The organism is Paenibacillus medicaginis, assembly GCF_042138635.1.
GTDB lineage: Bacteria > Bacillota > Bacilli > Paenibacillales > Paenibacillaceae > Paenibacillus > Paenibacillus medicaginis.
Genome location: NZ_JBHIRY010000033.1, coordinates 19191 through 34411 on the forward strand (window position 1 = coordinate 19191; position 15221 = coordinate 34411).

General features: G+C 48.4%; 17 protein-coding genes. 15 read left to right on the forward strand and 2 right to left on the reverse strand.

Annotated elements, in window-relative coordinates; genetic code table 11:
* Positions 1–303: 303 nt before the first annotated feature.
* Together ACE5LO_RS23320 and ACE5LO_RS23325 are read right to left on the reverse strand one after the other, a co-directional pair.
* Positions 304–762 carry an ImmA/IrrE family metallo-endopeptidase gene (locus ACE5LO_RS23320; protein WP_375522362.1) on the reverse strand — a complete coding sequence of 153 codons (459 nt, stop codon included), beginning with the start codon at positions 760–762 and terminating at the stop codon, positions 304–306.
* A gap of 46 nt (positions 763–808) precedes the next feature.
* Positions 809–1243 carry a helix-turn-helix domain-containing protein gene (locus tag ACE5LO_RS23325; protein WP_375522363.1) on the reverse strand — a complete coding sequence of 145 codons (435 nt, stop codon included), beginning with the start codon at positions 1241–1243 and terminating at the stop codon, positions 809–811.
* 356 nt (positions 1244–1599) lie between these two features.
* Between ACE5LO_RS23325 and ACE5LO_RS23330 the strand changes: the two genes are divergently transcribed.
* The 15 genes from ACE5LO_RS23330 (at position 1600) to ACE5LO_RS23400 (ending at position 15219) form a co-directional block, all read left to right on the forward strand.
* Positions 1600–2070 (forward strand): ArpU family phage packaging/lysis transcriptional regulator, encoded by a 471-nt coding sequence (locus ACE5LO_RS23330; protein ID WP_375522364.1) that lies wholly within the window; start codon positions 1600–1602, stop codon positions 2068–2070.
* Positions 2071–2429: 359 nt separating this feature from the next.
* Positions 2430–2561, forward strand: a complete 132-nt coding sequence (locus tag ACE5LO_RS23335) for a hypothetical protein (protein WP_375522365.1) — start codon at positions 2430–2432, stop codon at positions 2559–2561.
* A 3-nt stretch (positions 2562–2564) separates the two neighbouring features.
* Positions 2565–3413, forward strand: a complete 849-nt coding sequence (locus tag ACE5LO_RS23340) for a hypothetical protein (RefSeq protein WP_375522366.1) — start codon at positions 2565–2567, stop codon at positions 3411–3413.
* Between the two features lie 9 nt (positions 3414–3422).
* On the forward strand, positions 3423–3632 hold the full coding sequence (locus ACE5LO_RS23345; RefSeq protein WP_375522367.1) for a YqzN/YkzM domain-containing protein: 210 nt from the start codon (positions 3423–3425) through the stop codon (positions 3630–3632).
* A 1-nt stretch (position 3633) separates the two neighbouring features.
* The gene (locus ACE5LO_RS23350; protein WP_375522368.1) at positions 3634–5094 is read left to right on the forward strand and encodes a phage tail sheath family protein; all 1461 of its coding nucleotides are present in this window, start codon (positions 3634–3636) and stop codon (positions 5092–5094) included.
* 70 nt (positions 5095–5164) lie between these two features.
* Positions 5165–5572, forward strand: a complete 408-nt coding sequence (locus ACE5LO_RS23355; protein WP_375522369.1) for a phage tail tube protein — start codon at positions 5165–5167, stop codon at positions 5570–5572.
* A gap of 69 nt (positions 5573–5641) precedes the next feature.
* A complete protein-coding gene (locus tag ACE5LO_RS23360; protein ID WP_375522370.1) occupies positions 5642–6076 on the forward strand; it encodes a phage tail assembly chaperone in 435 nt (144 codons plus the stop codon).
* A gap of 181 nt (positions 6077–6257) precedes the next feature.
* Positions 6258–8264: a hypothetical protein gene (locus tag ACE5LO_RS23365; RefSeq protein WP_375522371.1), complete on the forward strand. Its 2007-nt coding sequence runs from the start codon at positions 6258–6260 to the stop codon at positions 8262–8264.
* Positions 8265–8297: 33 nt separating this feature from the next.
* Positions 8298–8942, forward strand: coding sequence for a LysM peptidoglycan-binding domain-containing protein (locus tag ACE5LO_RS23370; RefSeq protein ID WP_375522372.1), 645 nt, complete (start codon positions 8298–8300; stop codon positions 8940–8942).
* A complete protein-coding gene (locus tag ACE5LO_RS23375; RefSeq protein ID WP_375522373.1) occupies positions 8939–9919 on the forward strand; it encodes an XkdQ/YqbQ family protein in 981 nt (326 codons plus the stop codon). The genes ACE5LO_RS23370 and ACE5LO_RS23375 overlap by 4 nt, the downstream gene beginning before the upstream one ends.
* A complete protein-coding gene (locus tag ACE5LO_RS23380) occupies positions 9912–10319 on the forward strand; it encodes a hypothetical protein (protein ID WP_375522374.1) in 408 nt (135 codons plus the stop codon). Before ACE5LO_RS23375 ends, ACE5LO_RS23380 begins: the two co-directional genes overlap by 8 nt.
* The gene (locus tag ACE5LO_RS23385; protein WP_375522375.1) at positions 10306–10770 is read left to right on the forward strand and encodes a DUF2634 domain-containing protein; all 465 of its coding nucleotides are present in this window, start codon (positions 10306–10308) and stop codon (positions 10768–10770) included. Before ACE5LO_RS23380 ends, ACE5LO_RS23385 begins: the two co-directional genes overlap by 14 nt.
* Positions 10770–11921, forward strand: coding sequence for a baseplate J/gp47 family protein (locus tag ACE5LO_RS23390; RefSeq protein WP_375522376.1), 1152 nt, complete (start codon positions 10770–10772; stop codon positions 11919–11921). Before ACE5LO_RS23385 ends, ACE5LO_RS23390 begins: the two co-directional genes overlap by 1 nt.
* Positions 11922–11928: 7 nt before the next feature.
* A complete protein-coding gene (locus ACE5LO_RS23395; protein WP_375522394.1) occupies positions 11929–12501 on the forward strand; it encodes a YmfQ family protein in 573 nt (190 codons plus the stop codon).
* Positions 12502–12585: 84 nt separating this feature from the next.
* The gene (locus ACE5LO_RS23400) at positions 12586–15219 is read left to right on the forward strand and encodes a hypothetical protein (RefSeq protein WP_375522377.1); all 2634 of its coding nucleotides are present in this window, start codon (positions 12586–12588) and stop codon (positions 15217–15219) included.
* Positions 15220–15221 lie beyond the last annotated feature (2 nt).

The following is a 15221-nucleotide window of genomic DNA, read 5'->3' on the forward strand; positions in this document are numbered from 1 at the left end:
AGTTCAAAAAGTCATCTTTTGATCACGAAGGAAATCAGGAAGCGGACTCGACATCGAATCTTGAATTCAGCCGGGCCTTCCGGTGCTCACGTACCCCACGTACGCTCCGCTCCTCAGTCCCTAGCTTCATTCAACCTTCTTGGTGCTGAAAACCTGACTTTTTGAACTCGCACTCACAGCTGCTATTTTATCAGAGAATTGTAAATAAATCTTGAGTTTTGCGTAAAAATAGATGCCATGGAGCTGACAAAATACCAGGTTTCTCTGAAATTATTGAAAGTATTTGAATGGAACAGGCTTCCTTCAATCTATATCTGTAAGCCAGGAACAGCCGCTTTCCCGCTCCGCAGGCTGCGGCCAGAATATTGAGGCTTCACGGGGCAGGCCGATGCGCGGAAGATACGCGTCCAGCGTCTCGTCAGGCTGCGGCGGCTGGCCCTCGCTCAATAGCAAAACGGCAAAGCGGTTGGCCTGCCGCTCCCATTTTCCCGGCTGAAAATAGGAGTGCTCCTCCAGGAAAAAACGGCTGATTCCTTTGTGCAACCGATCATGCCCCAGTTCATGGGCACATACAAAACGTTCCCACTCCGGGGTCAGGCCGTTATGAAGCACGATAAAGCGGCGCCGGAGCTTGCGGAAGTAAAGGCCCTTCGTGGCCGTGCCCAAGTCTGAGTAGCGGATATGTATGCCGAGTGAGCGGGCGATTTCAAATGGACAGTTGGTCCGGTATTTTTTAACCAGCTTTTGTATGATTTCATGCATAGTTATTCACCTGCTATCGGTTGATAAATGGCGGTTTGGCTCATTTTCACTTGGAGGAGGGAGGCTTGCGCTTGTTCATCTGCTTGGCTTCCCAGAACAGTCCAGTCAGCACATCCTTGATCCGCCTCTTGTCCTCCTCATCAAGGGGGATGCCGTCAAACATCAGCTCCCCGTCTTCCTCCAGCATTTTTTTGAAGTCCCGGCGGTCCCTTGAAGTAGCCCAGGCTGGGGAGTTGGTGGCAACTTCCTCACTCGCGTCATGCTCCAAATACCCTGCCTGCTTCATCATCTCGGCGTAGGGCACCGAGAGCGAATCGGCCAGCTTGCGGATCGTGGCCGGCTTTGGTATGCCCCGCAAGCCGTTCTCAATGCGTGATATTTGTGAATTGCTGATGCCTGCTGCTTCTGCCAGCTGATTAATGCTTACCTTTTTTTGTTCTCTTAACTGTTTCAGGTATATTCCGAATGAAGGGTTTTCCACGTTGACGGACACTCCTTTATGCAGGATCCAAAACATAGCGCCGGCGAGCCTCAAGCAGGCCAGTCTATAGAATACTATAAAACCGTGATGCCAATAGGTAAAGGAAAATGGCAATAATCATGCCAAAAGGCATAGAAAACGAAAGCTTAGGCGTTTTTTTCTGGGAAAAACGGGCTAAAATGCGGTTTGGTTCGACAACCATAAAGTGGTATCTTAAGGTTAATATACGAACAAAAATACGAACAAAATGTGAATTTCTCGTTTTCCTCATGAAGAATCGGCTTCACAGAATGACAGCTGAGGTCCTTCATTACACTTAAATTGTTGCCAAAAGGCATAAAAAAGGAGACTGGCTGATGAATACTCTTTTACCTGAATTGGACCGCCGCAAAACACAAACTGCCCTGGAGGCTGTGTTTGAAAAATACCGTATTTACAAAACGATCACATTCATGGACCGTGAGGTGTCCGTAACGGCATCTTATACAGACAGGCCCCACGGCCCCACGAACCTGACCTCCGATCCGACCGCGCGCACCGCAATCTATAATGTAGACGCACCTGCGGCAAGAGCCGCTTATTGCGACATGGTGGATACAATCGTGGACCGGCTGAATGAACGCGAACAGCTGTTGATCCGGGAACGCTACCTGAAGCAGGACGATGTGTTCGACTATAAAATTTACAATCATGTATTCGACCCCCCGGTCAGCAAGGATACCTATATGAAAATCCGCGCCCGCGCGCTGTACAAAATGGCACTGGCTCTTGCAGACCTCGGCTGGCTGCAGCTCGACAATTTATGCAAGAAGGCAGCAGTGAAATAAATAAGCAGAAAGAAGACAAAACCGGATTGGCCGTACAGGCTTGTCCGGTTTTTTCACGTCTGAGCCGGATGCTAATATTTTATCATAAAATAACGAACATGTGTTCTACTTTTTGCCGCCAATTGTTGTCTCTTATTCGGTCCATTTTCGTTCTATTAAGCGTCAGCGTATACGTTTTGGGGGTGTAAGATTATAGCATCGGGAATGAAGGCAAGGGACAACCGAACACCCACACCGTTATCGTGATCCGGCCAATGAGAGCCGGTTTTTTACTGCGGTTTGCTCTTCTTGCTTCATTTCCGTACCCGGTCTTCGCCGGGGGTATGAGATTGCAATTTGAAGGAAAGGAGGGCTGTGTAATGAACCGGTTCAAGACTGACATGCTTCGTAAGCGGCTGCGGCTGGCAGTGTTAAGTAAAAGGCTGCTGATGCTGATGCAGCCCGCGGGCAATGCGGAAGGGAACGGTTTCAGGGCAGCGCAGCAGGCATAACGAATGAGAGAAGCAATCAAGCAAAAAATGGCGGAGCTTGTTCCGGAGCTGCAGGGCAGGATCTTCGACGTTCTACCGCCAGAGGGACAGTCAACACCGTTTGCTGTCATCGTGCTGGGTGAGGAAATATGGAAATCCGGCTGGGCTGGCTACAGGCAGGTTATTCGGATCCGGCTGCACGGGAGTGCAGCGGAAGCCCCTTCGCGGGACGAGCAGGCACGCAGATTGATTGACGGTCTGCATCGCATACCGGTCCCGGTAAGCACGGCTGACAGGGCCTCCACGGTGATGTTCCACTATTTGGGCAGCCGTGAAGCAGAGGGCACCGACAGCAGCTCCGGCACTACCGTGCGCGCACTCCGATTCGGAATTTATATTCCTGAATCCCAGGGTGAAGCACAGGCTGGGACTCCAGAGGATGAATGGCTTGCCGCACTTGCCGCCTGGACGAAAGAACAGTTGGATGACACCTGGGCGGTTTACCGCGACCAGTGGCCGGCCGATCTGGGCAGCAGAGCGATTCTATGGAGAATGACGGGTTATGAAACCCGGCTGCCGGGAGCTTCGATGTATGAAGTGAGGAAAAGCTTTACAGGGCACGTGATCGCACCTGATACGGCAAGCGAGCAAGGCATCGCCATCCTGCTGGCTGAACGGCTTAGCGCACAAATTCAGCTTCCTCTTAATGCTGCACAGCGGCGTTACCTGTCAGCCGCAGAGATCAAGGCTGACCTGCAGGCGGATGCGATCCTTGAAGGCCAGCTTCGACTCACACTGGCGCAGCGGCACGTAAGGCCAAGCGAGGAGGCTGCGCTGATCCGCAGAGTGGAGATGCAACCCAAATTGAAATGAGGTATTCGTATGGCAGCAAAAAAAACAACGGCAAAAGCCGTCCGTGAAGACAGCGCTCCGCGCTACACGCTGGACGAGCTGAAGGAAAAAGCGGAGCAGCTGTTCTCCGTGAAGGAAGAAGTATTGGTGGGCGCGTTTTACGGAAGCGGACAAACCGTCTGTTCAGTAGAAGAAGCGAAAGCAAAAATTAACGAATTTATGAAAGCGAAGGTGGAGTAATATGGCAGGCGGAACATGGGAAAACACGAATAAACCGGTATTGCCGGGTTTGTATATGAATTTTCAGGCGGCGGCCGCTTCGGCGATTCAGGGCGGCTCGCGCGGTACAGTGGTAGTGCCAGTCAAAGCGAACTGGGGACCAGTGCGCGAATTTGTGGAAATCGGCAGCGAGACGGCCATCGGCCAGGTTTTCTCCAACAGCACCGAGGACGGAGCAACGGCTTATACGACCCTGTATTTGGCACTGCTCGGCGGACCGAAGAAGCTGCTGGCCTACCGTTTGGCGGATGATACGGCAGCCAAGGCATCGGTAAGCCTGAAAAATGCGGAAGATGCTGAAGTATTGAAGCTGACGGCCAAATATTCGGGCTCGCGCGGCAATCAGTTTGCCGTAACCGTGCAGCCATCCCTCGAAAACAGCGCGGCGAAGGAAATCCGTCTTTATGAAGGAACCAAGCTGCTTAAGACTTTTACGGCCGCAGATAATACGGCTGCAGCTGTAGCAGCAGCTGTTAATAAAGACGGTGAAAATGTATGGATCACGGCGGAGGCCGTCAACGGGGCATCCGTCCCTGCGGATGTGACAAGCGTGCTGCTTGCAGGCGGTGTCAGCGGCAACAGCAAGCTGACCAATGCCGATTATATCGCCATGCAGGAAGCGCTGGAAGGCCAGGACTTCAATGTGCTGGCACTGGATTATGCGGCAGATATGGCCTTGCTGCAAAGCTTTGCCGCCTGGATCAAACGGATTCGTGATCATGGCAAAGGAGTGGTGGCAGTCTTTGGCGGCTCCAAGGCTGACGATACGGCGCCGAACGCAGCTGAACTGGCGGCGGCAAGATCCCTTGCTCTGAACCATGAAGGCATCATTAACGTCGGCACCGGCGTGCGCCTGTCCGGAACGGAGTACAGTTCTGCCCAGACGGCTGCCTATGTGGCCGGCCTGATGGCTGGACAGCGGTTGAATGAATCCACAACCTACGCGGTAACTCCGTTTGAGGACGTAACCCGCCGCTGGACCCGTCCGGAACAGGAAAGTGCTATCAAAAACGGCGTGTTCATTCTTTTCCATGACGGTCGTCAGGTGAAGGCGCTGCGCGGCATTAACAGCCTTGTCGTTCCTGCAGCCGGTCAAAACAACGCCTGGAAGAAAATCCGCTCGATCCGCGTCATGGACGCCATCAATGCGGATCTGCAGCGTGCGGCTGAAGAAACGTATATCGGCAAAGTGAACAACACCGAGGAAGGCCGGCTTGCCCTGATCGGTGCGATCAAGGAATATCTGGCCCAGCTGTCGCTGAGCAATGTCATTGAACCTTCCGGCTACGATGTCATCCTGGACCCTGCTTATTACGGAGATTCTCCGATCGTTACACCGGAGCCGGATCAGGTGTTCCTGCAGTGGAATGTGAAGCTGACCGACGTGATGGAGCAGCTCTTTGGCACTTTTTATGTTCAGTAAATAAATCCAGGGGAGCTGGAAGGCTCCCTTATCTAAAACTAAATTTTGATCATTTCGAGGAGGAAATAATATGTTGGATGCTTCAAGAGTTATTTTGGGAACGTACGGTCAGGCGTATATTGATGGGGTATGGCAGACCCATATCAACAAGCTGGAAGCTAGCGTGGAGATGGAAAAACGTGAGCTAAACCTGGTGGGCAGCGACTGGAAGGTGCATAAAAACGGCATTAAAAAAGGCACCGGCACCATGAGCGGTTACAAGGTTACTTCGGACATGATCAAGCGCGGTTTCACCAAATTTGAAATCATCACCAAGCTGGATGATCCCGAGTCTTACGGCCATGAGCGCATTCGCCTCATCCGCTGCATGCCGGACAAAATCCAATTGGCCAACTGGACAGCCGGCGAGGAAGTGCAAGAGGAAACCACGTTTACGTTCGAGGGTTATGAGCTGCTTGATCCGATTGTTGCGGACTAATCTTTTATTCATAATGGGCCTGGAGTAATCCAGGCCTAATTCTAAAGAAATTATTTAGGGGGATTTAATATGAGCTTGCCTGAAAATATGTCAGAAGAACAGATTTTGGATAGTCTTTTTGAAGCAGCTGACAAGTTACCTGAAGAAACTGTTCGTATCCAACGACTGGATATGCTCCTCACGCTTCGTGGTTTGACATCCAGCAAAGTCGATAGCATTCGTGAACGGTGTACTATTCGTAAGACCATTAAAGGCCGTGTAGATGAAAAAGTAGATACAGAAACGTTCAATGCACTGCTCATTTCTGAAGCTACGGCTAGTCTTGAAGTGAAAAGTCTGAAAATTAATGGATGGGGGGACCCGCGAATTACTAGCCGTCTTAAGTTGTCTGGAGGGGAACAGGCGGTGCGTCGTATGCTTCTGGCAGGGGAACTGGATGCAGTAGGTGACAAAGTTTTGGAGCTTTCGGGCTTCGGTGTGGAAATTGATGATCTAAAAAACTGATTCGCTCCGGCGGAATGACGACGGTGATGTATCATCTGTGGATACGTCATCATCTCCGTCCCGGAGAGTTTTGGGCCTTACCCAGAGGAGAAAAATCCATGCTAATCGCATTTGCAGAAGAGGAACTGGATGCATTATCCAAACAAATACAGCAATGATAGATATGTTGGGAGGTGAGTAAATGGCAGGATCAAGTAACTACAGAGTTAATATTGTTACAGATGTAGAGGATTTGATCATTACAAACCGGGAACTTAAAGCAACAAGCCGCTATATTGAGCAGATACAACGGCTTTCTGATCGCTTAGGACGTGCCCGTTATCAGAGCTTGATCAAGCTAAATACGGAACTTAAATATATGCATAGGCATCTGGGCAATATTTATAGTCTGGCTATTCGTCTCAGTCGTCTGCGTATTATACCAAAAGTCTTTTTGATTGATAAAGCGACCCCAGTGCTTGAAGCGCTTATCAGAAAGCTAAAAAGTCTTAAGGATGCTTATATTGTTGCACGTGCTAAAACGGGTATTGATCAAGACGGTATTAGGAAAGGTAAAGGCGGAAATGAAGGAAACAATTCAAATGTTTCAAATATTGTTGATAAATCTGTAAATGTTACTACGAATATAAATGATCCTAAATTTGACTTTAATTTTAACTTTAATAATGATATCAAAGTTGGACCACCTCGAATCATTTTTAGAGTTGCAGCGCCAAAATTTATACCTAGGATCAATGTAAGAACAGGCCCAATTCGAGTTTCTCCAAGAATCAATGTAAGAACAGGTCCAATTCGACTTTCCCCAAAAATTAATGTAAAAACAGGTGCAATTCGAGTATTTACAAAAATTAAGGTAATTTGTGATTGTTGCTGTGGAAAAAAAGGAAATAGCACGAGAAAGTGTCCTGAAAAAAAGTGTCCTAAAAAAAATGGGCCAAATTCTAAAGATAAAGATAAAAATAAGAACAACAGAAAAAATCCTGGCAGTAGACCTGGAGTTCCTAAACTATGGGAATCGTTAAAACGTTTTTTCAACCCAAAACCGGGCTCAAAGTCTACCAATGTGCCGGGAGTCCCAGAGGGGCGGCCAAATGGGAATAAGGGGACGCTTGACAAAATCTTTGATTTCGGAAAAAAGTTAGGTAAAGGAGCTACGAAGGCGAGTAAGAGGATACTTGGCCCGGCTAGCGTGGCTTTTGATGTTATAGACATTGCCAAGGCTTCGCCAGAAGATCGTCCAGCTGCCATTACATCAGCGAGTTTAGTAGGTGGTTTTGCTGCTGGTGGGGCAGCTATTGGTACAGCGATTGCTCCAGGAATAGGTTCTTTAATCGGTGGTCTTATTGGCGCAATTGTAGGGGTCGTAGCAGATAGCTTAGTAGGTGAATGGTTAGCTCAAAAGTTCACTGAAATGATTAATTGGGTCAAAGAAAAAATCCCTGCTGTAATGAAATGGGTCGGAGAAAAGGCTACTATTGCAAAGGATTGGATTGGTGAGAAAGCCACTGGTGTAATGGAATGGGTCGGAGAAAAAGCTACTATTGCAACGGAATGGATTGGTGAGAAAGCTACTGGTGCAATGGAATGGGTTGGAGAAAAAGCTTCCCAAGCTACGAATTGGATGGGTGATAAAGCAACCGAAGTAAGCAATTGGTTTTCCAGTCAAGCAGATAGTCTTAAAAATAACTTCTACGATTTATTCGGATATTCAAAAGAACCGGAAAAATCACAACCTGAGGTATCAGCAAATAATGTTTCGCATCCTTATAACCCTGCTTCCACTACACCTGGAGAAACGTTAGCTCTTTCAGGATTGCCGATACCACCTGTTATCCAAGGACTCCAAAACCGTTCTGAAACAATTCAAGGAATGGGTTCGGCCGGTTCACAGGTTCCCATGGCGAATGGAGGGAAAACTGCTCCGTATCTTGTTCAAATAACAGATGAGCAAATGAGCAGCCTTTCAGGCTTTCTTAAGGATTTCAAGACAGAAACGAACAATCAGGTCAGTGTAACGTTGCCTCCAGGCGCAGTGCAGGTAACGGTTAGGGAAGATTCCATTGATTTTGACGCGATGGCACTTCAAGTAGGATACCGAATCGTGAATGAGGTACGACAGGCAATGATTAATAGAAAGGGAGGGGGCGACAATAGTTCTCCTAAAAAGGGGAAGGCTGTATTAGTCTAATGTGAATTTATTACAGTAGAAAGGAGGAAGGCCATGAGCGTAGACTTTTTTCTTATTAATGGTGGGTTTATATTTCAATTCCCGGTTAACCCTGAAGAGGTTAACATTTCACGACAAAAGGGATATGAAACAATTACGATGCTTACGCATGGAGAATTTGATTTTCCACAAGGTGAAAAGGTGAAAGAAATCACCTTTTCTTCTTTTTTTCCAAAGGTATATGATGCATCGTTTTGCAGGTATAAAAATATTCCGGACCCTAATGAAGCGATGAATATGTTGAATGCTATGTTAAAAGCAGAGAAGCCGTGTCAATTTATTATCACGAATACGTTAATTAATGTTCCTGTTTATATCATTGCCCACAATACTACCTTTCGCGGAGGCGAGTCAGGGGATATATATTTCGAAATTACTTTGCGTACATGGCGTGAACCTAAAATAGCTTTGCGAAGTGGGAGCTCTGCTCAAAAAGTCAACGCAAGCAACCTTCCGCGTACGAATCTAAAAACCAAACCTAAAACGTACACTGTCAAGGCAGGGGATTCGCTTTCCAAAATTGCAAAGTTGGAGTTGGGGGACAGTTCAAAATGGAAAAATATATATCAAATGAATAAAAAAGTCATAGGCAATAATCCGAATTTGATTAAAGTGGGCCAAAAGCTGGTGATGCCATGAGCTATCAAGTAATACTTCAAGATAAATATGATCTTACCCCTATGGTTGAGAAAATAACTTTAAAAGATGCTCTTAACCAAATCGCATATCAGGCCAGCATCCGTGTAGCTGCTTCAAATAATATGCCCCCGATTACTCCGGGAATGCCCATTCGAGTCAGTGGCATTCCATTTGGAAAAAATGTCAAGGTGCCGCTTCTTCACCCTGCTGTTGTGTGGGAAGTAGAGAGCTCCAACAGCGGTACAAAACGATTTTCTTTGGTGGTATATGACCGAACGATTTATTTAGATAAATCCGAGGATGAATATTTATTTCCTAAAGGACAGACTGCCACACAACGTTTGAAAAAATACGCGAAGGATTGGGAGTTTAAGATCGCCTCAATACCCGACACGAAGGTGCAGCTTGGAAAAGGGATATATCGTGCCCAGACTCTTTATTCCATGATGCTTGCTGATTTGAAAGAGACAGCAAAATTGGGTGGAGACCTGTATCAGTTGCGTATGACAACTGCCGGGCTGGAGCTGTTTAAAATCGGCAGTAATCCTTCCCCCTACGTGTTAGACCGATTTATTGACATTACTCAGTTAAGGACACTTGAGGGAGCTGTTACTAAGGTCAAAGTAATGACAGCTAATGAGAATGTGGGCAGCGGACAAGAGGTACCATCTAAGGTGCTGGCTGTAGCAGAAGGGGATACTAAAGGGCTGGGCACTTTGCAAAAACTGGTGGAGGATGATCAAGTGAAAGCCGCTGGCGGGGCAAGTAAGCTTGCTAAAAGTCATCTCACCGGAATTCAGGAAACTTTTACTGTAAATTTACCGGATATTAACACTATACGTGCTGGTGAAGCTGTTGTGTTACAAGGATTGAAGCTGATCGTGACATCGGTCAGTCGCGATTTGGGTAACCCAGGAAATATGACTTTGGAGCTGGCTTCCTTCGATATGGTAAAAAGGAGGTATTTTCTTGAGTAAAGACCCTTACGGCGCATTTGTTAGTATAATGCAGTCTTCTATGGCAGGGCACACTCGCCAAGCGCTGAGTGGAGTAGGAGCAGTTCTGGGCACGATTACCTCCACGGGACTCAAGCTGGACGATTTTAAGCATGAGCTTCAGGATTATCTGGTTGCCGAGCTGCCGGGATTGCTGTCTGTCCCCCGCCATATGTATATAGGTACCACGACCTCGGTGGAAGAAGAGAGTTGGGAGGGCAAGGAGCTCAAAACTTCTTTTTACATTGGGGAGGACAAGTTGGAGGATGTGAATCTGGGCCTGAAAGAAGGGCTTAAGCCCGGGGATCGTGTACTGGCGGTTCAGGTAAATGGCGGCAACGACGTGGTTGTTGTGTGCAAGGTGGTGAATGGACGTGGCTAATTTATTTCCGGAAACGGAGGAAATGGTCTGGAAAGATGTGACCGACCCGGGCCTGCTGGAGGATAATCAGGCTGTGTTTGGAAGAAGCTGGCGGTTTGATTTTGAAACCGGAGATTTTGTCATGAGTCCCAGTCGTAAAATCGTAACCACAGGTGAAAAAGAGTCCTGGGTGCAGTGGTGTGAAAAAGCAATTCTTACCCCTCGCTACCGTCATGTCATCTATTCTCCTGACTATGGAAGTGAGCTGGAGGAACTGATTGGCAGCAGCTATGGGCGAGGTGTGCAGGAAAGTGAAATTAAACGTATGGTCACAGAAGCGTTGCTGGCAGATGCCCGTACAGCCAGTGTGGATCAGTTCACTTTTCGCTGGGAAGGCGAAGCATGCCATTTTAGCTGCCAGATTACAAATGTGCGTGATGAGACGGAAATTGTAGAAAGTGTGGTGATCTGATGGCAGACTTACCGGAATATTTGGTAGACCAGACGGAAGAGGAAATTTTAAATCGGATGCTGGAAAAAGTGCCTTCGGACATTGATAAGTCCGAGGGCTCTTTTATTTGGGATGCGCAGGCTCCGGCAGCGTTTATGCTATCAGAGGCGGCGATCTGGGCGCAGGAGTTGCTGCGGCGCGGCTTTGCCAGTACGGCAGCGAGCGACAATCCGGATTTTCGCTCGCCAGAGCTGGATTTGCGGACCGCAGAGCATGGGGTGACAAGGCGGGAAGCGGTAGCAGCCTCTGGATCAGTCACGTTTACGGGCAAAGCGGGGACGATTGTCCCGGCGGGAACGTTGGTGGCGACTCCGGCAGACGATGTATCGGGGGAAGCTTCGATTGAATTTGCGACTACTGCATCTCTAACGCTGGATGAGCATGGGACAGGGGATGCGGCGATCCGGGCGGTCAATCCCGGACGAAGCGGCAACGTGCCTGCAGGTGTCATACAGGTAATGGCAACCCCGGTTAGCGGGATATCCTCTGTGATCAATAAAGAGGAAACGAAAAGCGGCACAGACATAGAGAGCGACCAGCAGTTGCTGGAGCGTTTTTATGCCAAGGTGCGAAACCAGGGCACAAGCGGTAACAAAGCACAGTATATCCAGTGGGCGAATGAGATTGCCGGAGTTGGCGGTGTAGAGGTGGTTCCACTGTGGAAAGGGCCTGGAACAGTGGGGATCTATCTACTGGATACGGATAAACGGGCTGCCAGCCCAGATATCGTCGCGGCGGTGCAAAAGTATATTGATCCGACCCAGGATGGACAAGGCGAAGGCCGGGCGCCAGCAGGTCCTGTGGTAACGATCATGCCAGCGCAGGAAGTGGCCATTAACATCTCAGTCAAGGTACAGCGTACCAAGGAGAAACCATCCACCCTGGAAGAAATCAAAAAGCTGATCGAAAGTGGTGTGCAGGCTTATTTGAAGCAGCTTGCTTTCTACAAGGAGGACCCTTTGGTTCGGTATACCCGGATTTCTGCTGTTTTGCTTGATATTCCAATCATCATTGATTACTCGGACCTTCTCGTTAACGGGATGAGCAATCAAAATATTGAGATCAAGACCGGCCAGGTAGCGGTACTGGGGACGGTGAGCGTCAGTGAGTAATTTGCAGATGATCAGCAGCAGGGGAAGCGAGCTTTTTTCCTATTTGCCGGGATATTATAGCACCTCAAGGATTATGGGCTCGATGATGGACGCCCAGGGCGGCGAAATGGATCAACTGTATGCGGCGCTGAATGAAACGGTGGATCAGTTTTTTGTCAGCACGGCGACCTGGGGACTGGAGCGCTGGGAAAACGAGTTAGGGATATCAACGGATTTGACCAAGCCGATTGAGCAGCGCCGTGCTGTGGTGGAGTCGAAGCTGCGGGGGGCCGGTTCTTTTACCGGCCGGCTCGTGAAAAATGTGGCCGAGGCGTATGACGGAGGTACCGTGGACATCACCTTTCAGCCGCAGGAATGGAGCTTCACGGTCAAATTTGTGGATACGATTGGCATTCCGCCGAATCTTGAGGACCTGAAGGCCGTCATTGAAGAAATCAAGCCTGCCCACTTGGCGGTCGAATACGAATTCAGCTACCTCCTGATCCGCGATATCCATGAAGTGATGACCCTGGCCGAGATGGAGCAGACTTTGTTGCACAAGTTTGCGGGGGGCGTTCGTTTGGACAAGCAGCGTGTTTAATAGGGGGACGGCTAAGCAGCAGGATATTGATATTAAAACGCACGCCTATATTGACAGCTTTTTATGAATGAAGAGGTGAGAATCTTGAGCGAAAATACGCAACAGTTGAACTTGCTAATGAAAGACCCGACGTTGGATGGCCATGAATATTTTAATGTGAAAACGATGATGAACGACAACTGGGAGAAGATCGATAAGTTTGCTGGTGAGGCTAAGGCGAACATTGAGAATCTTGAGGGTCGTTTGAATTCAAGAACTGAGGAAGAGGTTGTTCTTAATGGGGGAGTTCAGATTGTTGATGCCGTCAAGGCGGCGCCGTTCAACCTGACCGGCCTTAAAGGCCGGACGCTGGTTAACCTGCTGGGGCGCTGGGGAGGCATGGAGAGCCTTATAGGTGTTTTAGGATATCAGGCTACGGTATCACTTGATACAACAAACAAAACACAGGGAAGTAGCGGTTTAAAAGTAACATTGGCTTCGGGGTATTCGAGTGGTGCGGGTTATTATTCATCCTTAAAACTAACTGCTGGAAAGTATTATGTTGGAATTGCAAATGTAAAAAACGGAAATGCGTCAACAGGTGCGACAATCTCATTCCCTTCAATTGGAGCTGGACCATGGATTACGGATGCTTCAAAGTTCCAACCTGTATTTTTAAAAGTTAACCCTACCACTGATGTAACTACAAATGTAGATGTGGCAATAAAAGGATCGGCGGGGCAATACGCCTATTTTGATGAAATTCGTGTCTACGAAATAAGCGCTGCTGAATATGCAGACCTTCCAGGTATGACCGCCGCACAAGTTGCTGCTAAATATCCATACGTAGACAGCGTTACACCTGTCCGTAATCCGTATGTGATCCGGTACGGGGAGAACCTTTTGCCGCCGTTTTATGAGTGGTCAGGCGTGAGCGCGGCGAAAGTTAACGGGCCATATGAAGAAAGTATTACCGTTGCGTCGGGAGCCACCGGAAATACAACGATTATTCATACGATGCCAGCTGTTCCCGGAACTACGTATACATTCTCATGTGAACGAACCGGTAGTGGGCTTTTGGGCTTCGATTTTCTGAATGCTGAAAGGGACACTGTCCTTTTAACTACAGGATTTATCGACGCTCCTGCGACAACTTTAACGGCTCCCGCAGGAGCGGGTTATATGCGGACGTGGACAGTCGCACCGCCTACAGCTGGAACATACACCTACAAAAACCCTATGCTAAACATCGGCAGCAAACCTCTACCGTTCGTGCCGCGTGAGGATGCTATGCTTGCGCTGCAAACGGACCTGTATGCCGATCCGGTGACAGGCGCAAATGCTGATTCTGTATTTGAGCAGGGCGGTCAGTATTTCAAGGCTAAAAAGTGGCAGAGGCTTGTACTAGATGGGTCTCAAAATTGGATGTGGTCTGTGTGGTCAACTACGGGATATAAACGGGTGCAACCGAATGTGGGTGGTAATTATGAAGTATTAAACAACCCTGTCAACGAATCTGGCTGGTTGGTGAAGTATGACGGGAAATTACTAACCCGCGCTGCATCAGGAACCGTTCAGTCAGCAGGAGACCAGCAGATTGTTACCGGGATTTACAACAATGCAGTTTATAACGCTTTTAACTTAACCGTATCTAATACTGACAGTGGATGGGGTGACAACTACACACCGACATCCGACGAGATCAAGGCGTATTTTATGGGTTGGGTGATGTATGACGGATCATTAGTTGGTGGTGCAGCCAGTCCTAATAACCCTGCAGGCAATACGTATAACGGCACAGGATCAAAAGCGTGGTGCTATCGTACAGACGGCGTTTCTCGCACATACGCAGGGCCTACAGCGACACTACCAACCACACAAGCTCCTGTATGGACGCCTTACGGGCTTGTATACCAACTCGCAACGCCTACCGTCGAGCCGATTGTTTCCGAGGGGCAGCTCACGTTTAATGAGGGCAGCAATCAGGTAGAGGTAGGTACGGGGATTGTGCTGCGTGAAGCTGTTAAGGTAGAGCCTTACTATGATTATAATCCCAATGCTAACAGATGGGCGATAAACCGCCTCTCTGGATCAAGACCTAATCCATTAAAGAACAAGCCTATTAAAATTATGGTGGTATATGGAAATAGCATGCCAGAGGCTTTTAATTGGGGGGTTACTTCTTTAAATGATGGTAATTGGTACGGGAATGTATATATAGATCAGATTTATGCTTATTCCAGCGATAAAGCATATTCCGTAACCTACCTTATGTCGGCTACTTCCCCGACCCAGCCAGTCACCGGAACCTATGCCGGAAATGAAAAATCATTGCTGGAGGACTTGGTGGATAGCGTCACACAGCAGGAAATCCGTCTCGCGGTCGTCGAGAATAAGAAGTCGGAGAAGGACAACCCGGCGTGGATTACGCCGACGCTGCTCAATGGCTGGACAAGTCCCGCATGGAAACAGATATCTTACTACAAGGATTCAGAGGGTGTTGTACGATTCCGGGGGGCGATACTAGGCGGAGTAATTACCGGAAACGCGCACATTATCCAACTGCCTGTAGGTTTTAGGCCCACCATCTATCAGCAGTTCGCAGCTATCACTATTTCGTCGTCCTCTGGCGCGATGCTAGGTCGTGTTGTGGTAGATAGTCAGGGCCGCGTATTCGTGGATTTCGGTAGCAATACAGAGGTTTCACTGGATACGGTCGCATTCAGAGCAGACTTATAAAA